This is a genomic window from Rhodococcus sp. NPDC003348 (genome assembly GCF_053589375.1).
In genome coordinates, this window is the sequence record NZ_JBSFRT010000037.1 from 1 (window position 1) to 20,346 (window position 20,346).

Annotated in this window: 22 protein-coding genes; 13 read left to right on the top strand and 9 right to left on the bottom strand. The window is 69.3% G+C overall.

Annotation, left to right across the window (positions count from 1 at the left end; all coding sequences use genetic code 11):
- Nucleotides 1–110 precede the first annotated feature (110 nt).
- On the bottom strand, nt 111–311 hold the full coding sequence (locus ACWDU4_RS21320; RefSeq protein WP_450115915.1) for a DUF7455 domain-containing protein: 201 nt from the start codon (nt 309–311) through the stop codon (nt 111–113).
- Nucleotides 312–537: 226 nt separating this feature from the next.
- On the opposite strand from ACWDU4_RS21320, the gene ACWDU4_RS21325 reads away from it, so the two are divergent.
- The 3 genes from ACWDU4_RS21325 to ACWDU4_RS21335 are packed head-to-tail and all read left to right on the top strand — an operon-like array spanning nt 538 to nt 2,616.
- Complete coding sequence (locus ACWDU4_RS21325) at nt 538–870, top strand: DUF952 domain-containing protein (protein WP_450115965.1); 333 nt, start codon at nt 538–540, stop codon at nt 868–870.
- A gap of 39 nt (nt 871–909) precedes the next feature.
- The gene (locus ACWDU4_RS21330; RefSeq protein ID WP_450115916.1) at nt 910–1,392 is read left to right on the top strand and encodes a cation:proton antiporter regulatory subunit; all 483 of its coding nucleotides are present in this window, start codon (nt 910–912) and stop codon (nt 1,390–1,392) included.
- A gap of 3 nt (nt 1,393–1,395) precedes the next feature.
- Nucleotides 1,396–2,616 carry a cation:proton antiporter gene (locus ACWDU4_RS21335; protein ID WP_450115917.1) on the top strand — a complete coding sequence of 407 codons (1,221 nt, stop codon included), beginning with the start codon at nt 1,396–1,398 and terminating at the stop codon, nt 2,614–2,616.
- 4 nt (nt 2,617–2,620) lie between these two features.
- Here the strand turns inward: ACWDU4_RS21335 and ACWDU4_RS21340 are convergent, their stop codons facing one another.
- Together ACWDU4_RS21340 and ppgK are read right to left on the bottom strand one after the other, a co-directional pair.
- Nucleotides 2,621–3,976, bottom strand: a complete 1,356-nt coding sequence (locus ACWDU4_RS21340) for an RNA polymerase sigma factor (RefSeq protein ID WP_450115918.1) — start codon at nt 3,974–3,976, stop codon at nt 2,621–2,623.
- Between the two features lie 121 nt (nt 3,977–4,097).
- Nucleotides 4,098–4,862 (bottom strand): polyphosphate--glucose phosphotransferase, encoded by a 765-nt coding sequence (gene ppgK, locus ACWDU4_RS21345; RefSeq protein WP_450115919.1) that lies wholly within the window; start codon nt 4,860–4,862, stop codon nt 4,098–4,100.
- 141 nt (nt 4,863–5,003) lie between these two features.
- Here ppgK and ACWDU4_RS21350 point away from each other — a divergent pair, with 141 nt between their 5' ends.
- Entirely contained in the window at nt 5,004–5,837 is an 834-nt protein-coding gene (locus ACWDU4_RS21350) for an inositol monophosphatase family protein (RefSeq protein WP_450115966.1), read from the top strand.
- A gap of 47 nt (nt 5,838–5,884) precedes the next feature.
- Here the strand turns inward: ACWDU4_RS21350 and cei are convergent, their stop codons facing one another.
- Nucleotides 5,885–6,568, bottom strand: a complete 684-nt coding sequence (gene cei / locus ACWDU4_RS21355) for an envelope integrity protein Cei (RefSeq protein WP_450115920.1) — start codon at nt 6,566–6,568, stop codon at nt 5,885–5,887.
- Nucleotides 6,569–7,034: 466 nt separating this feature from the next.
- On the opposite strand from cei, the gene ACWDU4_RS21360 reads away from it, so the two are divergent.
- A complete protein-coding gene (locus ACWDU4_RS21360; protein ID WP_387469245.1) occupies nt 7,035–7,337 on the top strand; it encodes a DUF4193 domain-containing protein in 303 nt (100 codons plus the stop codon).
- Between the two features lie 165 nt (nt 7,338–7,502).
- On the opposite strand, the gene ACWDU4_RS21365 is transcribed toward ACWDU4_RS21360, so the two are convergent.
- Nucleotides 7,503–7,967 (bottom strand): DUF3093 domain-containing protein, encoded by a 465-nt coding sequence (locus tag ACWDU4_RS21365; RefSeq protein WP_450115967.1) that lies wholly within the window; start codon nt 7,965–7,967, stop codon nt 7,503–7,505.
- A 90-nt stretch (nt 7,968–8,057) separates the two neighbouring features.
- On the opposite strand from ACWDU4_RS21365, the gene dut reads away from it, so the two are divergent.
- Together dut and ACWDU4_RS21375 are read left to right on the top strand one after the other, a co-directional pair.
- Nucleotides 8,058–8,555, top strand: coding sequence for a dUTP diphosphatase (dut, locus tag ACWDU4_RS21370; RefSeq protein WP_450115921.1), 498 nt, complete (start codon nt 8,058–8,060; stop codon nt 8,553–8,555).
- Nucleotides 8,555–9,376 (top strand): DUF3710 domain-containing protein, encoded by an 822-nt coding sequence (locus ACWDU4_RS21375; RefSeq protein WP_450115922.1) that lies wholly within the window; start codon nt 8,555–8,557, stop codon nt 9,374–9,376. Before dut ends, ACWDU4_RS21375 begins: the two co-directional genes overlap by 1 nt.
- Here the strand turns inward: ACWDU4_RS21375 and ACWDU4_RS21380 are convergent.
- The gene (locus tag ACWDU4_RS21380; protein WP_450115923.1) at nt 9,373–10,089 is read right to left on the bottom strand and encodes an alpha/beta fold hydrolase; all 717 of its coding nucleotides are present in this window, start codon (nt 10,087–10,089) and stop codon (nt 9,373–9,375) included. The two genes, ACWDU4_RS21375 and ACWDU4_RS21380, sit on opposite strands and share 4 nt — an antisense overlap.
- A gap of 139 nt (nt 10,090–10,228) precedes the next feature.
- On the opposite strand from ACWDU4_RS21380, the gene ACWDU4_RS21385 reads away from it, so the two are divergent.
- Nucleotides 10,229–10,606: an OB-fold nucleic acid binding domain-containing protein gene (locus ACWDU4_RS21385; protein ID WP_450115924.1), complete on the top strand. Its 378-nt coding sequence runs from the start codon at nt 10,229–10,231 to the stop codon at nt 10,604–10,606.
- Between the two features lie 54 nt (nt 10,607–10,660).
- The gene (locus tag ACWDU4_RS21390) at nt 10,661–11,392 is read left to right on the top strand and encodes a DUF3159 domain-containing protein (protein WP_450115968.1); all 732 of its coding nucleotides are present in this window, start codon (nt 10,661–10,663) and stop codon (nt 11,390–11,392) included.
- 203 nt (nt 11,393–11,595) lie between these two features.
- On the opposite strand, the gene ACWDU4_RS21395 is transcribed toward ACWDU4_RS21390, so the two are convergent.
- The 3 genes from ACWDU4_RS21395 to ACWDU4_RS21405 all read right to left on the bottom strand — a co-directional run bounded on the left by ACWDU4_RS21395 (nt 11,596) and on the right by ACWDU4_RS21405 (nt 14,618).
- Nucleotides 11,596–13,137, bottom strand: a complete 1,542-nt coding sequence (locus ACWDU4_RS21395; RefSeq protein WP_450115925.1) for an MFS transporter — start codon at nt 13,135–13,137, stop codon at nt 11,596–11,598.
- Nucleotides 13,138–13,222: 85 nt separating this feature from the next.
- On the bottom strand, nt 13,223–13,885 hold the full coding sequence (locus ACWDU4_RS21400) for a potassium channel family protein (protein WP_450115926.1): 663 nt from the start codon (nt 13,883–13,885) through the stop codon (nt 13,223–13,225).
- A 67-nt stretch (nt 13,886–13,952) separates the two neighbouring features.
- Nucleotides 13,953–14,618: a potassium channel family protein gene (locus tag ACWDU4_RS21405; RefSeq protein ID WP_450115927.1), complete on the bottom strand. Its 666-nt coding sequence runs from the start codon at nt 14,616–14,618 to the stop codon at nt 13,953–13,955.
- Between the two features lie 178 nt (nt 14,619–14,796).
- On the opposite strand from ACWDU4_RS21405, the gene ACWDU4_RS21410 reads away from it, so the two are divergent.
- From ACWDU4_RS21410 to ACWDU4_RS21425, 4 genes are all read left to right on the top strand, one after another.
- Entirely contained in the window at nt 14,797–16,803 is a 2,007-nt protein-coding gene (locus ACWDU4_RS21410) for an APC family permease (protein WP_450115928.1), read from the top strand.
- Nucleotides 16,800–18,068: a class I SAM-dependent RNA methyltransferase gene (locus ACWDU4_RS21415; protein WP_450115929.1), complete on the top strand. Its 1,269-nt coding sequence runs from the start codon at nt 16,800–16,802 to the stop codon at nt 18,066–18,068. Before ACWDU4_RS21410 ends, ACWDU4_RS21415 begins: the two co-directional genes overlap by 4 nt.
- Before the next feature lie 179 nt (nt 18,069–18,247).
- Entirely contained in the window at nt 18,248–18,736 is a 489-nt protein-coding gene (locus tag ACWDU4_RS21420) for a MarR family winged helix-turn-helix transcriptional regulator (RefSeq protein ID WP_450115930.1), read from the top strand.
- Nucleotides 18,733–20,316, top strand: a complete 1,584-nt coding sequence (locus ACWDU4_RS21425) for an MDR family MFS transporter (RefSeq protein WP_450115931.1) — start codon at nt 18,733–18,735, stop codon at nt 20,314–20,316. The genes ACWDU4_RS21420 and ACWDU4_RS21425 overlap by 4 nt, the downstream gene beginning before the upstream one ends.
- Nucleotides 20,317–20,346 lie beyond the last annotated feature (30 nt).

Below are 20,346 nucleotides of genomic sequence, written 5' to 3' on the forward strand. Positions count from 1 at the left end.
TCTCCACACGCCGCCACCGCCCGCGGCACCCGGGGACGGGCCCGCACCATGTGGTGCGGGCCCTTCCGGTCGAATGGGGGTCTGAGGTCAGGCCGCCCGGTTCTGACGGCCTAGATCGCTGCCTCGTCGATGGCGCCGGAGACGATGGTGGCGTTCATCGCGCGGAGTCGATCCTCGTGCTCGTTGGCGTGATGCTGGCAGAAGAGGAGTTCTCCACCAGTGGCGAGCACCGCGCGGACGCGAGCTCCGGCACCACACCGGTCGCACCGGTCGGCTGCGGTCAACGGGGGGCTGGTCAGTGTTCCGGGCATGACTCCTCCGTACTGGCTCCCGGTGCGACCCGGGACCCCTGGGGGCTGGTCCGCCGCGTCGGGTGACGCGGTGGCATCACTCTGTCAGACGTTTGGCGTTCGGACGATGTTCCCGACGGTGTTTCTTTGTGGTTTCACTAACAGAAAACACGGCCGGACCGGTGATGCAGGTCACCGAACGGGCGCGGGATAGGGTCTGTCCGTGACGGACCCGACCCTCGTGCACATGTGCACCGCAGCCGAGTGGGAGCAATCCCGGACCGCCGGTGTGCGTGTCCCGGACTCGTTCGCCGAAGACGGGTTCGTGCACCTGTCGACGCTGCAGCAGGTGCACCTGCCCGCGAACCGTCTGTTCGCCGGGCGCGACGATCTGGTCCTGCTGTACCTCGACGCGACCGGGCTCGGCGCCGAGGTTCGCTGGGAACCCGGGGTGCCGACCGATCCGGCGTCGATGCGGTTCCCTCACCTGTACAGCCCGCTCCCCGTCGCCGCGGTCATCGCGGTCGCGCCGTACCGGCCGGGCCCGGACGGCACGTTCGGAACACCCCCGAATCGATGACCTGCGACCGGAAACTCGTTCCAGCGCTACCGTTGAGACATGAACGTGGAAGTGACCCCACTGCCCGGGATCGGGATCCGCAAGGACTTCGAACTCTCCACCGGGCGACGCGTCGGGGTGGTGACGCTGCGCGACGGCGGGACCGACCTGATCGTCTCGAAGAAGGACGATCCCGACGCCTGCCAGGCCTCGGTGCGGTTGACCGACGACGAGGCGGCCGTGCTGGCGAATCTGCTCGGGGCGCCGCAGCTGGTGTCGCAGCTGCGGGAGGAGCACCGGGACCTGCCCGGCATCACCACCCGGCAACTCCCGATCACCGAGGAGTCACCGTTCGACGGCCGCACACTGGGGGAGACCGCGATGCGGAGCCGGACCGGGGTGTCGGTGGTGGCCGTGATGCGGGCCGGCCAGGCGTACCCGTCGCCGAATCCGGATTTCAATCTGACCGAGGGCGACCTGCTGGTCGCAGTCGGCACTTCCGACGGCCTGGACGCCGCCACCAAGATCCTGCACCACGGGTGAGCCGTGGATAGCACCGCGCTCGCGCTCGTCGAGCTGGGTGCGGTCTTCTTCGTCCTCGGTGTGCTCGGTCGCCTCGCCGGCCGCGTCGGCATGTCGCCGGTTCCGCTGTACCTCGTCGGAGGTCTGTGCTTCGGGCAGGGCGGATTCATCACGCTCGGCGACATCAGCGGCTTCGGCCACCTGGCGAGCGAGATCGGCGTCGTTCTGTTGCTGCTGCTGCTCGGACTCGAGTACTCCGCGTCGGAACTGATGACCGGGCTGCGCAAGTCGTGGATGGCCGGCGTCCTCGACCTGGTCCTCAACGCGGCTCCCGGTGTGGCCGTCGCGCTGCTGCTCGGCTGGGGTCCGGTCGGCGCGCTCGTGATGGCCGGTGTCACCTACATCTCGTCGTCCGGCATCGTGGCCAAGGTACTCAGCGACCTCGGTCGGCTCGGCAACCGTGAAACCCCGGTGGTGCTCTCGATCCTGGTGTTCGAGGATCTGACGATGGCGGTCTACCTGCCGATCCTCACTGCGATCCTGGCCGGGGTCGGTCTCGTCGGGGGAGTGAAGGCACTGGTCGTCGCCCTGCTGATGCTGGCGCTCGTACTGACGGTCGCGCTGCGTTACGGCCACGTGGTGTCCGCGATCGTGGACGCCAAGGACCGCGAGGTGTTCCTGCTCAAACTGCTCGGTGCGGCGCTGCTCGTGGCGGGGTTCGCGTCCTCGCTGCAGGTGTCGGCGGCGGTCGGGGCGTTCCTGCTCGGCATCGCGATCTCGGGGGCGACCGCCCGCAACGCGGCTCAGGTCCTCGAGCCGTTGCGGGACCTGTTCGCGGCGATGTTCTTCGTGGTGTTCGGTCTCAACACCGACCCCGCGACCGTCCCGCCGGTGCTCGGCTGGGCGGCGGCGCTGGCGGTGGTCACCACGGTGACGAAGATCGTCACCGGGGCGTGGGCCGCTCGCAGGCAGGGCGTCGCCCTGATGGGTCAGTCCCGCGCCGGGGCCGCGCTGGTCGCCCGCGGCGAGTTCTCGATCGTCATCGCCGGTCTCGCGGTCTCCGCGGGTGCCGTCGAGGGGGAGATCGCGGCGCTCGCGACCGCGTACGTCCTCCTGATGGCTGTGCTCGGACCGGTCGCCGCCCGGATCGTCGAACCGGTCACCCGGTTGCTCGTGCCCCGGCTACGCGAACGGCCGTCGGCTCAGGAGCCGACGGCCGTTCCGGACGAGACGGGCGAGATCTGACGATCTAGTCGAGGTAGTCGCGCAGCACCTGCGAGCGCGACGGGTGGCGCAGCTTCGACATGGTCTTCGACTCGATCTGGCGGATCCGCTCGCGGGTGACGCCGTAGACCTGGCCGATCTCGTCGAGGGTGCGGGGCTGGCCGTCGGTCAGGCCGAACCGCAGCCGCACGACGCCGGCCTCGCGCTCGGACAGCGTGTCGAGGACCGACTGCAGCTGATCCTGCAGCAGCGTGAACGACACCGCGTCGACCGCGACGACGGCCTCGGAGTCCTCGATGAAGTCGCCGAGCTGGCTGTCGCCCTCGTCGCCGATGGTCTGGTCCAGGGAGATCGGCTCGCGCGCGTACTGCTGGATCTCCAGCACCTTCTCCGGCGTGATGTCCATCTCCTTCGCGAGCTCCTCGGGAGTGGGCTCGCGGCCCAGGTCCTGGAGCAGCTCACGCTGGATACGGCCGAGCTTGTTGATCACCTCGACCATGTGCACGGGGATGCGGATGGTGCGGGCCTGGTCGGCCATCGCGCGGGTGATCGCCTGCCGGATCCACCAGGTGGCGTACGTGGAGAACTTGTAGCCCTTGGTGTAGTCGAACTTCTCGACCGCGCGGATCAGGCCCAGGTTGCCCTCCTGGATCAGGTCCAGGAACGCCATGCCGCGGCCGGTGTAGCGCTTGGCCAGCGACACGACGAGGCGCAGGTTGGCCTCGAGCAGGTGGTTCTTCGCCCGGTTGCCGTCGCGGCAGATCCAGTTCATGTCGCGGCGTTGCGCGGCGGGGAGCTTCTCGCCCTTCTCGGCGTGCTCCTGCATCAGCTGGGTCGCGTACAGGCCGGCCTCGATGCGCTTGGCGAGCTCGACCTCCTCCTCGGCGTTGAGGAGCGCGACCTTGCCGATCTGCTTGAGGTACGCGCGCACCGAGTCGGCGGAGGCGGTGAGCTCGGCGTCCTTGCGGGCCTGCCGCAGCGCCTCGGACTCCTCCTCGTCCCAGACGAAGTCGCCGGACGCCTTGTCCTTCTCGGACGGCTCCTCGGTCGCCTCGTCCTCCTCGACGGTGACCTCCTCGACGACCTCGTCGGTCAGGTCGCCCTCGGGCACGTCGAGATCGCCGATGTCGCCGTCGTCGAGACCCTCGTCCATCGCATCGGGGTCGCCGGCCTTGGCGGTCGCCTTCTTTGCGCCCGCCTTCTTGGCGGCGGTCTTCTTGGCAGGGGCCTTCTTCGCGGCCGCCTTCTTGGCAGGGGCCTTCTTCGCGGCCGCCTTCTTCGCAGGGGCCTTCTTCGCCGCCGCCTTCTTCGCGGGAGCGGTACCGGTGACCTCCGCTTCGGTCGCGGAGTCGGAGGTCGGACTGGTTTCGGTGGCGGCCACGTACGCCCTTTCGTGACGGAGTCGTGCGGCGTCACGCCAGAGTGGATTTCCGGCGGAGAGGTCAGTTGATTTCGGCCGGCTTGGACGTCGGCCTCACCATTGTAACTATCGTCGCGGGGAGCTACGTTCCGATGCTGGTCACAGCGGCGAGAGCGGCCCCCGCGATACCCGCCGTGTTCTGCAGCGACGCCGCGACGACCGGTGTTCTGTTGGTCAGGTGGGGGATCCACTTCTCGGCCTTGCGGCTGATTCCGCCGCCCGCGATGAACAGGTCCGGCCACAGCAGGTCCTCGTAGCGGGTGAGCACCCGGGAGACCTCCTTCGCCCACTCCTTGTACGACAGGTCCTTGGTCTCCTTGGCCGCGGACGAGGCCCGGTGCTCGGCCTCCTTGCCGTCCACCTCCATGTGCCCGAACTCGGTGTTCGGCAGCAGCACGCCGTGGTTGAGAATCGCCGAGCCGATGCCGGTGCCGAACGTGAGCAGCACGACGACGCCGTCCACGTCCTTGCCCGCGCCGTACCGGTCCTCGGCGACCCCGGCGGCGTCGGCGTCGTTGAGCACGGTGACGGCGCGGCCACCGAGCGCTCCGGAGAACAGGGCGTTGGCGTCGGTCCCGATCCACGTCGCGTCGATGTTGGCGGCGGTGCGCGCGACGCCAGCCGTGACGACGGCGGGCAGTGTGATCCCGACCGGTCCGTCCCATCCGGCCTGCCGCACGATGTCGGCGACGGTCGCGGCGACGGCGGTGGGCGTGGCCGGCTGCGGGGTGAGGATCTTGATCCGGTCACCGATCAACTGGCCGGTGTCCAGGTCCACCACACCGCCCTTGACGCCGCTGCCCCCGACGTCGATGCCGAAACCCCGATTCGCCTGCTGCGTCGTCATGCCGGTCACGATAGTGGTTGTGGGTGCTGCGTGACGGGAACCCGTGAGGCACCATGGGGCGTGCCGCTTTTCGCCGATCATCCCGCAGTCCGTGCCCACCTCGACGCCGTTGTCGCACAGGCCCCCGACGACCCGGCCGCGTTGCGCGCGGTGGCGGTTCGGGTCGCGGTCGAGGCGGCCGAGCACGTCGCGCGCCGCCGTCCGGAGGTCTTCGCAGCGGTCGGTGACGAGGCCGCCTCCGACGCCGTGACCACGAAGAGCACCCCCACCGATCCGGTGACCGTAGTGGACACCGAGACCGAGGACGTGATCCGGGCGCGGCTGGCCGAGATCCGTCCCGGTGACGCGGTGCTGGGGGAGGAGGGTGGGCGCGACGGCGGCCCGGCCGGAGTGCGCTGGGTCGTCGACCCCATCGACGGCACCGTCAACTTCCTGTACGGGATCCCTGCGTACGCGATCTCCGTGGCCGCCCAGATCGACGGCGTGTCCGTCGCGGGCGCGGTGGTCGACGTCGCGGCGGGTGCGGTCTACTCGGCCGCCCGTGGTCTGGGCGCGACGCTCCACGAGGCCGACGGCACGGCGCACCGACTGCGCTGCACCACAGTCACCGAGGTGTCGATGTCGTTGCTTGCGACCGGCTTCGGGTACGCGCAGGGCCGCCGTCGCCAGCAGGGCGAACTGGTCGCCGCGCTGCTGCCCCGCGTTCGCGACATCCGCCGGATCGGGTCTGCCGCGCTGGACCTGTGCATGGTTGCGGCGGGTCGGGTCGACGCACACTTCGAGCACGGTCTGAGCCCGTGGGACTGGGCCGCAGGCGCGCTCGTCGCGGAGGAGGCCGGTGCCGTGGTGCGGTTGCCGTCGGCGGAGTCCAGCGGCGACGAGGGTGCGATCGTGGTGGCCGCCGCCCCGGGGGTCGCGAGGGCGTTGGATGCGCTGTTCGCGGAGGTGGGGGCGCTCGACCCGATCCCGGTGTAGCGGCGGCCGCCGAGGACGGCACAGTCGGTGCGAAGCGGCCGCCGAGATCAGCAGTGCGCGGCGCGCGCGGCCTTGAGGAGGTCGATGTCCACCGCGCCGGCGCCGCCGGGGGCGGCGGTCTTCAGCGAGGAGAGGACCTCTTCGGCGTCGGTGTTCGGCTGGAGCTTGCGGAAGTACGTGCCCAGTGCGAGGTCGACGATGTCGTCGCTGCGGCCGTCCTGGATCAATTCCGCGCACGGCATGGCCAGCCACAGGGCGCTGGCGGCCGCGAGGCCGTTCGATCCGAACCGGATCTGACCCTGGCACTGCATGTTCTGGTCGACGTAGACCGGGTCGTTGCCGGACTGTACGTCGGGTGCGGAGGCGAAGCCGTAGTCGCTGAGCTGGGACGCCACGTCCGCGGCCTGGCCGCGCTCACCGTTCGCGTTGAAGACCCGGACGCGGGTGGAGGCGAGCGGGGCCGGCTCGACGTCGAGCAGCGTCGTCGCGGACACCGGCTCGCCCAGCGGCTGCGGTTCGGGCTCGTTCGGGTCGAGCGGACCGGACACGGACGGCGGGTTGCACACGACCGGGGCGGACAGCTCCTCCGGCTTGGTCAGGATCCGGAACCACACCACGGCGCCGAGGACGGCGAGGACCGCGATGAGGGCGATCACCGGCAGTGCCCGGCGGTACGGGTAGGGCTTGCCGTTGGGGCCCGTGGAGCTGCCCTCGGTGATCAGTGAAACCACGTTGCGTCCTGACCTCTCGCTGTTCGGGTGCTGCTGCGTGCGCACAGCGTAGTGAAGGGCGGTGCCGGGTTGCGACACCGGAGGTCAGGCGGCGTGGGCGTGGTCGGCTGCGACGGCCTGCGCCGCGCGCGGCGTGTCGCGGTGTGACGGATGTCCTCCCGGCCCGGAATGTCCAGGGCCGCGGAGGTGTTTGTGACGATTGCCGGACGATTTTCGGGCCACGGGGAAATGGACCGAGACATTTTCGCCGAGTTCGGCTATTGTCTGCCCGCCTGATCGTGACAGGACGATGGTCGCGGAGGTGTGCAAGTTTCGGAGAATGTGAGGCGAATCATATTTTCTGTTGCTAACTTCCGGGCACGAATTTTCGTTCTGCCGCGTTGTGCAGCGAGGCTGCGACAGGCGGCGCGCCCACCGGGGCGTGGGGACGGGGACAGATGACGAGAGAGGACGAGGGGAACACGAGATGGCAACCGACTACGACGCACCGAGGCGTTCGGAATCCGATGAGGTGTCGGAGGACTCGCTGGAGGAGTTGAAGGCGCGGCGAAACGAGGCCCAGTCCGCGGTCGTCGACGTCGACGAGTCGGATACGGCGGAATCCTTCGAACTGCCGGGCGCCGACCTGTCCGGCGAGGAGCTGTCGGTTCGTGTGGTGCCGAAGCAGGCGGACGAGTTCACGTGCTCGAGCTGCTTCCTGGTGCACCACAGGAGCCGGCTGGCCAGCGAGGCCAACGGCGTCATGATCTGCATGGACTGCGCCGCCTGACGGTGCAGTACTGCGGCCGCGCAACCCGCCCGCGACCGAGCCCGTGGAGGCTCGGCCGGCGGTGAGGTGCGGCGGTGTCGCGCACCGACCCCGCGCCCGGACGAACAAGCGCCCGATCCGACCTGGACATCCAGTTCGGACCGGGCGCTCGTCGTTCGGGTACGGCTACGACGCGGTGGTCTTCCAGCCCAGTGCCGCGGCCAGCTCGTGCGGGCGGCGGGTGCTGACCAGCCAGTACGGCGTCGGATCCTCCGGATCGTCGAGCAGGATCAGCAGCATCGGCTTGACCCAGGTGCGGTTCTGCACGAACGCGGCCGGATCGAGCTGGCGGCCGAGCGCGGCGGACTTCGCCGACGGCGGCACCACCGCCACCCGGGAGATCACGTCGACGGGCAGGTGGGCGCGCCCGATCTGCAGCTCGCCCGGACCGCCGTCGGCGCCGGGCGTGACCTCGACCCGCCATCTGCTCAGCCACAGCAGGCCCCACGCGGGGAAGGGGAGCAGCAGCACGTACGGCACCCAGGCGAGGATGCTCGGCGCTCCCATGTGCACCTCGGCCGCGAGCAGGCCGGCGACCGCCAGACCCGCAACCCACCACCACAGCGGGACCCAGAGCCGCTCGGAATAGATCGGTGGTGCGGTGGCGGCCGTGTTGTGGACGGACGTCGATTCGTGGTTCCCAGGTCGGGGGTTCGCAGACACACACTCAGAGTAGTCTCGGTGCACGTGAGCGATCTTCCTGCCGTCGAGCTGCTACGCCTCGACCCCGAGATACCACTGCCGCGACGTGCCCACGAGGGTGACGCCGGCGTCGACCTCTGCTCGACCGTCGACGTGACCCTCGAGCCCGGCGAGCGGGCCCTGGTGGGCACCGGCATCGCCGTGGCGCTGCCGCTGGGGACGGTGGGATTGATCCATCCCCGCTCCGGCCTGGCCGCGAAGTCGGGGCTGTCGGTGGTGAACACCCCCGGAACGGTGGACGCCGGATACCGCGGGGAGATCAAGGTCTGCCTGATCAATCACGACACCCGCACCCCGATCGACATCCGCCGAGGCGACCGGATCGCGCAGCTGCTGGTGCAGCGCGTCGAATTGGTGACGTTCGTGGAGGTCGACTCGCTCGACGACACGAGCCGGGGCGCGGGTGGACACGGTTCGAGCGGTGGGCATGCGCTGCTGCACGCGGCGGCGGGCCCGGCCGAGGAAGAGGCACGCTGATGTTCGGACGGAAGAAGAAGGACGCCGCGGCGGCCGACGAGTCGTACTCGGCGGATGTCCCGGTGGATGACACCGACCCCACGGCCGTCACCGACGAGTTCCCGGCGCTCGGCACCGAGGATCGCGGTCCCTATGACGTGAACGACCTGGACGTCGATCCGGCCGAGGGGCGCCTGGACCTGGGCTCGGTTCTCGTTCCGGTGCCCGACGGCGGCCAGATCCAGGTGGAGATGGCGCCCGACGGGTCACCGCAGGCGGTGCACCTGGTGACGCAGCACGGCCGGATCACCGTGGCCGCGTACGCCGCCCCGAAGTCTCCGGGGCAGTGGCGCGAGGTGACCGCCGACCTGGCCGACTCGCTGCGCACCGACAACGCGCAGGTGACGGTCCAGGGCGGACCGTGGGGGCGCGAACTTCACGCGGTGACGCCCAATGCCGACCTGCGGTTCATCGGCATCGACGGGTACCGCTGGATGATCCGCTGTGTCGCGGCCGGGCCCGCCGGCTCCGCCGGTGCGGACGCACCGCTCGCGCAGATCGCGCGGGAGGTGCTGCGCGAGACCGTCGTCCGCCGCGGCGACGAACCGCACCCGGTGCGGACCCCGCTGCCGGTGATCCTGCCGCAGGTGCTGGCCGAGCAGTTGGTTGCCGCCCAGCAGCAGCAGGTCCTGGCGCAGCAGCAGGCCGCGGAGCAGCAGGCCGTGGCGCAGCAGCAGGCGGCCGAGGCCGCGGCGCTCGCCCAGCAGGAACGGGACGCGACGCCGCCGGAGCATCGACCCGGCGGTTCCGGCTCGGCGATGCAGCAGATGGACCGAAACTAGCTCCGCTGGCCGGCCGCCTCCAGGAGCGCGTTCAGGCAGTTCCGGCCGAGGACGGCGGGATCGGCGCCGACCTGGTCGAGGGTGACGGTGTGGAGGGCGGCGTCCGGGAGGATCCGCGTCCACAGTTGTGCGACCTCGATCGGGTGCACGGCGTCGTCGATCGCGGCGCAGATGCCGACGGGTACCGCGGTGTGCGCCATCTCGTCCTCGGTGAGGCCGTGGTACCCGGCGGCCTCGTCGAGTGCGAGTGGCAGGTGCGGCCACTGCGACCGCCAGGAGCGTTCCAGTTCCCCGCCCAGCCACGCGGGTGAGGTTTCGATCATCGCGCTGGTGACGGCCTCGAGTCCGTCGGCGCGGAGCCGGGTTGCGGTGAACGTGGCGCTCATCGCGGCGGGGGCATCGGTGGGGTCGCCGGTCCACGCGGGCAGTGCCGCGAGGACGCCCACCGCGCGGTCCGGGTGTCGCGTCGCCCACTCCAGCGCGACCGAGGCGCCGATCGAGATCCCCGCGGCGAGCACGCGGCCGTGTTCGGCGGCGGCGGCATTGAGCGCGTCGAGATAGCTGCCGACCACCCGGCGAGGGTCGGGATCGACGGCAACTACATGGACTCCGACCTGCGACAACGCGCCGGTGAAGGCGCGCGCGGCGAAGTCGGCATCGGACCCGGTTCCGGGTAGGGCCACCGCGACCGGTGGCAGCGTCAGCTGTGCCATACGTCGATAGTGCACGGCCGTCCGGGGACGGTCTGCAGGCGGTCTTGTTGACCGGTTCGGAAGTGGGTCTACAGTGGCGATCACACAGACCTACAAGCGGGGCGAGGGATCGCACCGTACCTGCTCGGAGGAGCGCGCAATGGCACTCGCGGCCAACGGATATTTCCGACGACTGTCCCGGCGGCTGACCGGAGATCTCGACGAACTCGACGCGGAGGAGATGGCGGAGTCCTCGCAGGCGTCGGGGGCCCAGCGGGCCAGTGACTGCCGGCACGGCGAGGAGGTGACGATGCAGGGCCGCTTGCGCAGTGTGGAGTCCTGTTCCAAGTCGTCGAGCGCCACCGTGCAGGCGGAATTGTTCGACGGCACCGATCCGGTGACGCTGGTGTGGATCGGCCGCCGCCGGATCGCCGGGATCGAGACCGGAAAGAAGCTGCTGGTCCGCGGCAGGCTCGGGGACCGCAACGGGCAGAAGGTCATTTACAACCCCTACTACGAACTGCTCGGCGACTCGTAGGAACTTCCGCAGGTGGAATGCTCCGGGTGACGGCCGGTGCCCACCTCGATCGCGATGTGGCACCCTCGTGTGGTGACCGACAGGCAGCAGCCCACCATCCTCGAACAGCTCGGCGGTATCAGCGGGCTCGTCTACTCGACGCTGCCGATCGTGGCGTTCGTCCCGGTGAACAGTTTCTTCGGCCTGACCGCGGCGATCTGGGCCGCGCTCGGGGTCGCGGCGGCGGTGCTGGTGTGGCGGCTGGTCGTGCGCGGCACCGTGCAGCCGGCGATCTCGGGTTTCATCGGGGTCGGGGTCTGCGCGTTCATCGCACACCGGACCGGTGACGCGAAGGGCTACTTCCTGTTCGGGATCTACACGTCGCTGCTGTACGCGGGCGCCTTCGTGGTGTCGATTCTCGTGCGGTGGCCGCTGGTCGGCGTGGTGTGGGGCTTCCTCAACGGGCACGGCAACAGCTGGCGTCGGTCGCGGGCGGCGATCCGCGCCTACGACATCGCCACCCTGGCGTGGGCGGTGGTCTTCGGGGCCCGGTACCTCGTGCAGTCGCAGCTCTACGACACCGATCACACCGGGTGGCTGGCGGTGACCCGGATCGGGATGGGCTGGCCGCTGACGGCGCTGGTTCTGCTGGTGACCGTCTGGGCGGTGCGCAGGGCGGACCAGTCGGTCGATGCGGAGGCGCTGGACGCGGACACGCTCGACGACGCCGCGGTCGACGACGGGGTGGTCGACGACGGGGCGGTGGACGCGAACCCGCAGGATTCGGACCGGGACACCCGCTCGTAGCTTCGGATCGACTTCGATGCGTTATGGAACTGCGGAGAAATTGTTATCTTCTGCGCGATTATTCATTCGAATGGATGAATTCCCGATATTCGTACGCCGTCGAAATGTCTTTGTCCGTTAGCGGACCGATTGCGCGGGAATCAGGCAAATCCGAAGTGCCGTAATTCCTGTGAAAGGCGAAGTATCTGTCCGCTTCGTCGGGATCAGCCCACGCCGGGTCGCTCGGCAGGGTGCCCGGTCTCGGGCCCCGGTCGCAGCGACAGCGTCACCACCGCGATTATCGCGCAGACCACTGCCACCGCCGTGGTCACCCACAGCACGGCGTCCAGGCCGTCGACGAATGCGCCGTTCGCCGACCGCAACAGCTGTGGGAGGTCGAGTCGGCGGGCGATTTCGTCGGCGGCGGGCACACCCTGACGTGCCCGCTCGGCGAGCGGCTGAGGGAGCGCTCCGGTGTTCAGGTTCGCCCGGTAGACGGAGTTCAGAACGGTGCCGAGGACGGCGACCCCGATCGTCCCGCCGGCCTGGCGCAATGCCTGGATCAGCGCCGCTCCGGACCCGGCCCGCTCCTCGGACAGGGCACCGACGGCGGCGGCCATGATCACCGGCAGTGCCAGCCCGAGCCCGAGTCCCGCGACGGTGAACCAGGTGGCGACCAGGCCGTAGCCGGTGTCCGCCCCGGTGACGGTGCCGAGGGCGGCGCCACCGGCCAGGACCCCGAAGCCGAGTGCGGCGACCGCACCGGGGCCGAGGTGGTTGCCCAGGGCGTCGCCGATCCGGGCGCCCGCCGCGAGTCCGGCGATCAGCGGCAGGAGTTTGACCCCGGTGGTCAGGGCGTCGTTGCCCTGCACGGACTGCAGCAGTTGCGGCAGCGCGAAGAACAGACCGAACATCACCAGGCTCATCAGGGTCGAGAGCGTTGCACCCCAGGTGAATTCGCGAACGGTGAAGAGCGAGGGGTCGACGAGAGGATGGGCCGCGATGCGGAGCCGAACCGCGAATGCGGCCAGCAGTGCCGCCGCGACGGCCAGAGCGCAGAGGGTTACCGCATCGGACCAGCCGGAGGTGCCCGCCCGCGTCAATCCGTAGGTGAGGGCGAACAGTCCCGTGCTGGCCAGTCCGGCACCGGGCAGGTCGAACGGGATCTTCTGCTTGGACCGGGACTCCGGCACCAGGGCCGCGACCGCCACGACCCCGACACACACCAGCGGCAGGTTGATCAGGAACACCGACCCCCACCAGAAGTGCTGCAGCAGCCAGCCGCCGACCAACGGGCCGAGAGGGAGTCCGACGGCCGTCGCAGTGACCCAGACCGACAACGCCCGGGCCTGCTCGCGGCGGCCGGGGAAGAGCACCGGCAGTACCGCGAGCGACATCGGCATCATCACGGCCGCGGCCAGGCCGAGGAGCGACCGGGCGGCGATCAGCTGACCGGCGGTGCCAGCGAAGGCGCAGAGCAGTGACGCGACACCGAACAGTGTCATCGCGCCGACGAGCAGGCGTTTGCGGCCGACCCGGTCGCCGATCGCACCGGCAGGTAGCAGCGCCGCGGCCATCACGAGCGTGTAAGAGGACACGAACCACTGCAACTGTTCGGTGCTCGCGCCCAGGTCGACGGCGAGAGTGGGGAGCGCCACCACGAGAACGGTGGTGTCCAGGCCGATGGTGAGCATCGCAACGGCGAGCGCCGAGAGCGCCCACCAGCGACGGCGCGTGGAGACGGAGTTCTTCGATGTGACGACCATGACGGTCACCTCGAAACGAGAGCTGCAACCAGTCGACGGTAACCCCTGTGAAAATCCGTCGACAAGGGCCCGGCGTCCGGCCCGCTCAGCGGGTCAGGCCGACCGCCTCGCGCAGTTCGTCCTCCACCTCGACCGAGGCCACGAAAACCAGTTCGTCGCCGCCCTCGATCGGGTCGTCGGGCTGAGGCACGATCACCCGGCCGCCACGGATGATCGTGACCAGCGCGGCGTCGCGAGGCAGCTGCATCCGGCGCACGGGCTTGCCCGCCAGTGCGGTGTCGGGAGGCAGGGTGATCTCCACCAGGTTCGCCTGACCCTGCCGGAATGTCATCAGCCGCACCAGATCTCCGACCGAGACCGCCTCCTCGACCAGCGAGGCGAGCATCCGCGGCGTCGACACCGCGACGTCGACACCCCAGGACTCGTCGAACAGCCACTCGTTGCGGGGATCGTTCACCCGGGCCACGACGCGCTGGACCGCGAACTCGGTCTTGGCGAGCAGGCTGACCACGATGTTGGCCTTGTCGTCGCCGGTGGCGGCGATCACCACGTCGTACGACTCGAGTTTGGCGGCCTCGAGCAGCCCGAGTTCACAGGCGTCGGCATGCACCCAGTGCGCCTCCGGAATCGCCTCCGGGTCGACGTGCTCGAGTTTGCGCTCGAGCAGCATGACGTGGTGGTCCCCGCGGACCAGTTCGCGGGCGATCGAACGGCCGACGGCGCCGGCTCCGGCAATTGCGACTCTCATCGGGTACATCCGATCGGGTAGTGGTGAGCGGTCACGCTCGCGGGTACTCGGGACGGTGTCGGTGGTCTCACTCGTCCGCCGGCGGGGGGGTCGTCGCGAGGGCCACGGCCTCGGCGACGGTGCCGGACACGGCGGCGATGTACACCTGGTCGTCCGCCTGGATCACCGTCTTGAGGTTCGGCAGCACGCCGGTGCCGAAGCGGATGAGGAACGCGACACGGGAACCGGTGAACTCCTCGAGTTCGGTGACCTTGTGCCCGACCCAGTCCTCGTGCAGGTCGAGCTCCGCGACCGCGACGGTGCCCGTCGGATCCCGCCACTTCGCGGTGTGCGACTCGAGTGTCAGGTGGTGCAGGAACCGGTCCGTCGTCCACGGCACCGTGGCCACCGTCGGGATGCCGAGCCGCTCGTACACCGCCGCGCGTTTGGCGTCGTAGATCCGTGCGACCACCCGGTTGACGCCGAAGGTCTCCCGGGCCACGCGCGCGGAGATGATGTTCGAGTTGTCGCCCGAGGACACCGCGGCGAATGCCTCGGCCCGCTCGATTCCCGCCTTGATCAGCACGTCGCGGTCGAAGCCCATGCCGACGACCCGCTGCCCGGTGAACTCCGGGTCGAGGCGCCGGAACGCCTCCGGGTCCCGGTCGATGATCGCGACCTCGTGTCCGATCCGGTTCAGCCCGGCCGCGAGGGCCGATCCCACCCGGCCGCACCCCATCACGACTACGTACACCGCTGGCCCCTCCGCTCCGGTCTCGACGGAGCTGTCTCTCGTGCCGCGCACACGGCACCGCTTCCTTGTGAACCCGAACGGTACCGCTCCTGATCGGCGGGTGCCCGCACGCGTGCCGAAATCGGCGGTGTTCGGTGCGGATGGCGCCGGATCGGTGCCGACGGCTTACGCTTTGGCGGTGTCAAAGCTCTCGACCGCTGCGAAGCGGCTGTTGGTGGGTAGACCGTTCCGGAGCGACAAGCTGGGTCACACCCTGCTGCCCAAGCGGATCGCGCTCCCGGTCTTCGCATCCGATGCGATGTCCTCGGTGGCCTATGCGCCGGAGGAGATCTTCCTGGTCCTGTCGGTGGCCGGCATCTCCGCATACGCGTTCACCCCGTGGATCGGGCTCGCGGTCTGCGTCGTGATGGCCGTCGTCGTCGCCAGCTACCGGCAGAACGTGCACGCCTACCCCTCCGGCGGCGGCGACTACGAGGTCGCGACCGTCAACCTCGGCCCGAACGCCGGCCTCACCGTCGGCAGCGCCCTGATGGTCGACTACGTACTCACCGTCGCGGTGTCGATCTCGTCGGCGGCATCGAACATCGGATCGGCGGTTCCGTTCGTCGCGACGCACAAGGTGCTGTTCGCGGTCGCGGCGATCGTGCTGCTCACCGCGATGAACCTGCGCGGGATCCGGGAATCGGGGACCGCGTTCGCGATTCCGACCTACGCGTTCATCGTCGGCATGTTCGCGATGCTCGGCTGGGGGCTGTTCCGGATCTACGTGCTCGGCGACGACGTGCGTGCGGTGTCGTCCGGATTCGAACTGCAGGCGGAGGACTCTCATCTGTACGGGATCGCGTTCGCCTTCCTGATCGCCCGCGCGTTCTCCTCCGGATGCGCGGCGCTGACCGGTGTCGAGGCGATCTCCAACGGCGTGCCTGCGTTCCGGAAACCGAAGTCCCGCAACGCGGCGACCACGCTGCTGTTGCTCGGCACATTCGCCATCACGCTGCTGATGGGCATCATCATCCTCGCCCAGAAGATCGGCGTGGTGTACGCACACGACCCGGCCACCCAGCTCATCGGGGCGCCGGCGGACTACCAGCAGAAGACGCTGATCGCCCAGCTCGCCGAGGCGGTGTTCTCGGGATTCCCGATCGGGTTCTACTTCATCGCGACCGTCACCGCCCTGATCCTGGTTCTGGCGGCGAACACCGCGTTCAACGGTTTCCCGGTGCTGGGTTCGATTCTCGCGCAGGACCGCTACCTGCCGCGTCAGCTGCACACGCGCGGCGACCGCCTCGCGTTCAGCAACGGCATCCTCTTCCTATCCGGTGCCGCGATCGCCTTCGTGGTGCTGTTCGGTGCCGAGGTCACCAAGCTGATCCAGCTCTACATCGTCGGCGTCTTCGTCTCGTTCGTGCTCAGTCAGACGGGCATGATCCGGCACTGGACCCGGCACCTGAGGGACGAGACCGATCCCGCACAGCGACGGCACATGCAGCGCTCGCGGGTGATCAACTCGATCGGCCTCGCGATGACCGGTGCGGTGCTGGTGATCGTGCTGCTCACCAAGTTCGCTGCCGGTGCCTGGATCGCGATCGTCGCGATGGTCGCGATCTTCGTGGTGATGAAGTCCATTCGGCGGCACTACGACAGCGTCGCCGCAGAGCTCGAGGAGCAGGAGTGGGATGGGGTGCTCCCCAGTCGTACCCACTCGATCGTGCTGGTCTCGAAGATGCACATGCCGACCATGCGGGCACTTGCGTACGCCCGCGCGACCCGCCCCGACACGCTGGAGGCGGTGACCGTCAACGTCGACGAACCGGACACTCGGGCATTGGTGCGGGAATGGGAGAAGAGCGACATCACGGTGCCGCTCAAGGTGATCGAGTCGCCGTACCGGGAGATCACCAAGCCGGTACTGGACTACGTCCGGCGGGTGCGGCGGGATTCGCCCCGCGACGTGGTGACCGTCTTCATTCCCGAGTACGTCGTCGGCCACTGGTGGGAGCAGATCCTGCACAACCAGAGTGCACTGCGGCTCAAGAGCAGGCTGCTGTTCCAGCCCGGTGTGATGGTGACCTCGGTGCCCTGGCAGCTGACCTCGTCCGAACGGGTCAAGCGTTACACCGTGCCGACCGGCCCCGGCGGGACCCGACGCGGATTCGACGCGCCCGAAGGAAACGTGAAGCAGTGAGCGAGAACTGGTACGGCCGGGAGCTCGAGGTCACGCTGGGCAATCCGGGTCATGGCGGGTTCTGCGTGGCCCGGTACGAGGGCCGCGTGGTGTTCGTCCGGCACGGGCTGCCGGGTGAGGTGGTGCGGGCCCGCGTCACCGAGGACCGCGGGGGTTCCTACTGCCGGGCCGACGCGGTGGAGATCATCTCGGCTTCGGCCGATCGTGTCGATCCGTTGTGCCCGATCTCCGGGCCCGGCGGCGCGGGCTGCTGTGATCTGTCCCACGCGACACTGTCCGCGCAGCGGGCGATGAAATCGTCGGTGGTCGCCGAGCAACTGCACCGTCTCGCCGGGGTCGAGCGCGATGTCGAGGTCGAGGAGCTGCCGGGAACCGGGGCAGGCGCGGGTTGGCGCACCCGGCTGCGGCTCGCTGTCGACGCCGACGGCCGCGCCGGCTTCCACGGCTATCGCAGCTCGGACGTGATCACGAATCTCGCCTGTCCGCAACCTGTTTCGGGTGTCTACGACGGGTTGGCCGAGCGGTCGTGGCGTCCCGGTGGCGAACTGCAGGTCACCGTGGACGCGGCGGGGGACCGGCACGTGGTCGAGATCGAACCGGCCCAGGTGAGCCGCACCGGCCGTCGGAGCCCCGGCAGGCGCGGCGCGACCGCCCGCAGGGCGGCGACGGCCCGGCCGCGGCGCGAACACGTGGTACTCGGGAGCGGGCGCGCCGTGCAGCGTGTCGGTGACCGGGAGTGGGAGCTGTCGGCGACCGGATTCTGGCAGGCTCATCGCGGGGCGGCGCAGCGGTACTCGGAGGTGGTCGCCGAATGGTCGGGGCTCGGCGTGGGTGACACCGCCTGGGACCTCTACGGCGGGGTCGGTGTGTTCGCTGCCGCGCTCGCCGGACAGGTGGGGGAGCGCGGCACGGTCGTCTCGGTGGAGTCGAGCCGCGGAGCCGTCGAGGACGGTAGGCGCGCGCTGTCGGATCTGCCGCAGGTCCGGCTGGAGTCGGCGCGGGCGGAGAACCTGGTCACCGCGCTCCCGGGCCCGGTGTCGACGGTCGTCCTCGACCCGCCGAGGTCCGGCGCGGGCCGTGCGGTGATCGAGGCCGTCGCGTCCGCCGGGCCGCGCACGGTCGTGCACATCGGCTGCGATCCCGCGGCCTTCGGCCGGGACGTCGGCCTCTATCTGGGGCAGGGGTACCGGCTCGCGCAGGTGCGGGCCTTCGACGCCTTCCCCCTCACCCATCACATGGAGTGCATCGCGCTGCTGCAGCGCTGAGGGTCCGCGCCGCGGCGCGCTCGCCTCGCGGGCCCGGACGTGTGGCCCCCGCCGGGAGGTGGGGTGTGAATCACACCCCGGAGACCCTGCCTCTACTTGCTTGCATAATGCAATCAATATATACTTGCATAACGCAAGCATATTAAAGTTGGCTTTACTTTTCCTGGGGGCTTCCCGTCATGACCGTGCAGACCACCACCGCGCAAGACCTGGTGGAGGAGGTGTTCCTCTTCGGTCGTACCCTGCGCAACCTGCTGGGCAACGCCGACGAATCCGGGCTGCCGCCCGCATTGCTGGGCGTCCTGCACGTTCTCGCGGGTTCCGCGCCGTGCAGGCAGAACGAGCTCGCCGTGAACCTGTGCGTCAGTCAGTCGTCGCTAAGCAGGCAGATCGCCGACCTCGTCGACGCGGGTCTCGTCGAACGCCGCACCGACCCGGCCGACGGTCGGGCCTCGTTGGTGCAGCTGTCCGACGCCGGAGTCCGGTTCCTCGCCGACAACAGGGAACTGCGAGCCGCCCGTCTCCGGCGGATGCTCGCGGACTGGAGCCAGGGCGAGGCCGAAGACGCATTGGCTGCCCTTCGGCACCTCAAACTGACCTTCTCGTCACCGGCTCGGACCCCCGTGACCGGCGCCACCGCACCACTCAAAGGGGGATTTCGCGCATGACCACCACCGAATCCACCGTCGGGCACCGCGCCCCGCCGGAGCAGCTGATGACACACCGGGAGATCCTCGAGGTGCTCGCCGGACTGCTCGCCGCACTGTTCACGGCGTTGATCAGTTCGACCATCGTGTCCACGGCGCTGCCGACGATCATCGGTGACCTCAACGGCAGCCAGACCCAGTACGCGTGGGTGATCACCACCTCGCTGCTCGCCACCGCGGCGTCCACGCCGATCTGGGGCAAGCTTTCGGATCTCTACAACAAGAAGTTGCTGGTCCAGTCCTCGATCGTCATCTTCGTCATCGGGTCCGTCATTGCCGGCCTGTCGTCGACGGTGCCGATCCTCCTCGGTGCCCGGGTGATCCAGGGCATCGGCATGGGTGGTCTGACCGCGCTGGTCGTCGCCATCATCGGAACGATCATCCCGCCGCGCGATCGCGGTCGGTACTCGGGCTACATGGGTGCCGTCATGGCGGTGTCGATGGCGGGTGGGCCGGTGCTCGGCGGTGTGATCGCGGACAGCCTCGGCTGGCGCTGGTGCTTCTTCGTGTGCGTGCCGCTCGCTGTCATCGCCCTGTTCCTGCTGCAGAAGACGCTGCACATCGACACCACGCGTGTCGAGGGCGTGAAGATCGACTGGCTCGGTGCCACCCTGCTGACCGCGGGCGTGTCCGTGCTGCTCATCTGGGTGTCCTTCGCAGGCAAGGCCACCTACTACGACTGGATCTCCACCGAGTCCGCACTGATGGTCGGTGCCGGCCTGCTGCTGCTGATCGCCACCGTCGTAGTGGAGAGCAAGGCGTCGTCGCCGATCATCCCGCTCAAGATCGTCGTCGAGCGGACCACCGCCCTCGCGATCATCGCGTCGGTGGCCGTCGGCATCGGTCTGTTCGGTGCCACCACCTTCCTCACCCAGTACTTCCAGACCGCGCGTGGCTTCTCGCCGACGGAAGCGGGCCTCCTGACCATTCCGATGGTGCTCGGCATGCTCACCGGCTCCGTGGTGTCGGGTCTGCTGATCACCCGGTTCGGTAAATGGAAGGGATTTGTCGTCGCGGGTGCCACGCTGCAGGTGATCGGCTTCGCGTTGCTCTCGACCGTCGATCACGAGACCGCGATCCCGGTGATCGGGCTGATGATCGCGCTGCTCGGCCTCGGCACCGGCATGTTGATGCAGAACGTGGTGCTCGCGGTGCAGAACACGGTGAGCGTCCACAACGTCGGCGCGGCGTCGAGCGTGGTCGCGTTCTTCCGCACGTTCGGCGGCGCGATCGGTGTCTCGGTGCTCGGTTCGGTCCTGGCCACCCGGGTCACGGAGCTGACGGCCGCCGGCTTCGCGAAGCTCGGCATCGACTCGCACACCCCGGGCGGCGGCGGGAACCTCAATCTCGCCGCCCTTCCCGAGCCGGTGCGTGAGGTGATCCGGGCCTCCTATGGCGACGCGACGGGCCGGATCTTCCTGATCGCCGCCGTCGTCTCCGTGGTCACCCTGATCGCCGTGAGCCTGCTGCCGAACAAGGCGTTGCGCACCACGATCGACCTGAAGCCGTCCGAGGCGGATCAGGAATACGCCAAGGTGTAGGCGCACACGAAAGGCCCGGTCCCACACCAG

Excerpts from the sequence above, each read along its gene's own strand:
- ACWDU4_RS21390 (WP_450115968.1), top strand. The coding sequence starts at position 10,661 with ATGTGGCACCCTCGTGTGGTGACCGACAGGCAGCAGCCCACCATCCTC.
- ACWDU4_RS21375 (WP_450115922.1), top strand. The coding sequence starts at position 8,555 with ATGTTCGGACGGAAGAAGAAGGACGCCGCGGCGGCCGACGAGTCGTAC.
- ACWDU4_RS21360 (WP_387469245.1), top strand. The coding sequence starts at position 7,035 with ATGGCAACCGACTACGACGCACCGAGGCGTTCGGAATCCGATGAGGTG.
- ACWDU4_RS21325 (WP_450115965.1), top strand. The coding sequence starts at position 538 with ATGTGCACCGCAGCCGAGTGGGAGCAATCCCGGACCGCCGGTGTGCGT.
- ACWDU4_RS21320 (WP_450115915.1), bottom strand. The coding sequence starts at position 311 with ATGCCCGGAACACTGACCAGCCCCCCGTTGACCGCAGCCGACCGGTGC.
- ACWDU4_RS21400 (WP_450115926.1), bottom strand. The coding sequence starts at position 13,885 with ATGAGAGTCGCAATTGCCGGAGCCGGCGCCGTCGGCCGTTCGATCGCC.
- ACWDU4_RS21425 (WP_450115931.1), top strand. The coding sequence starts at position 18,733 with ATGACCACCACCGAATCCACCGTCGGGCACCGCGCCCCGCCGGAGCAG.
- ACWDU4_RS21395 (WP_450115925.1), bottom strand. The coding sequence starts at position 13,137 with ATGGTCGTCACATCGAAGAACTCCGTCTCCACGCGCCGTCGCTGGTGG.
- ppgK (WP_450115919.1), bottom strand. The coding sequence starts at position 4,862 with ATGACGACGCAGCAGGCGAATCGGGGTTTCGGCATCGACGTCGGGGGC.
- ACWDU4_RS21330 (WP_450115916.1), top strand. The coding sequence starts at position 910 with ATGAACGTGGAAGTGACCCCACTGCCCGGGATCGGGATCCGCAAGGAC.
- ACWDU4_RS21385 (WP_450115924.1), top strand. The coding sequence starts at position 10,229 with ATGGCACTCGCGGCCAACGGATATTTCCGACGACTGTCCCGGCGGCTG.
- ACWDU4_RS21380 (WP_450115923.1), bottom strand. The coding sequence starts at position 10,089 with ATGGCACAGCTGACGCTGCCACCGGTCGCGGTGGCCCTACCCGGAACC.
- ACWDU4_RS21420 (WP_450115930.1), top strand. The coding sequence starts at position 18,248 with ATGACCGTGCAGACCACCACCGCGCAAGACCTGGTGGAGGAGGTGTTC.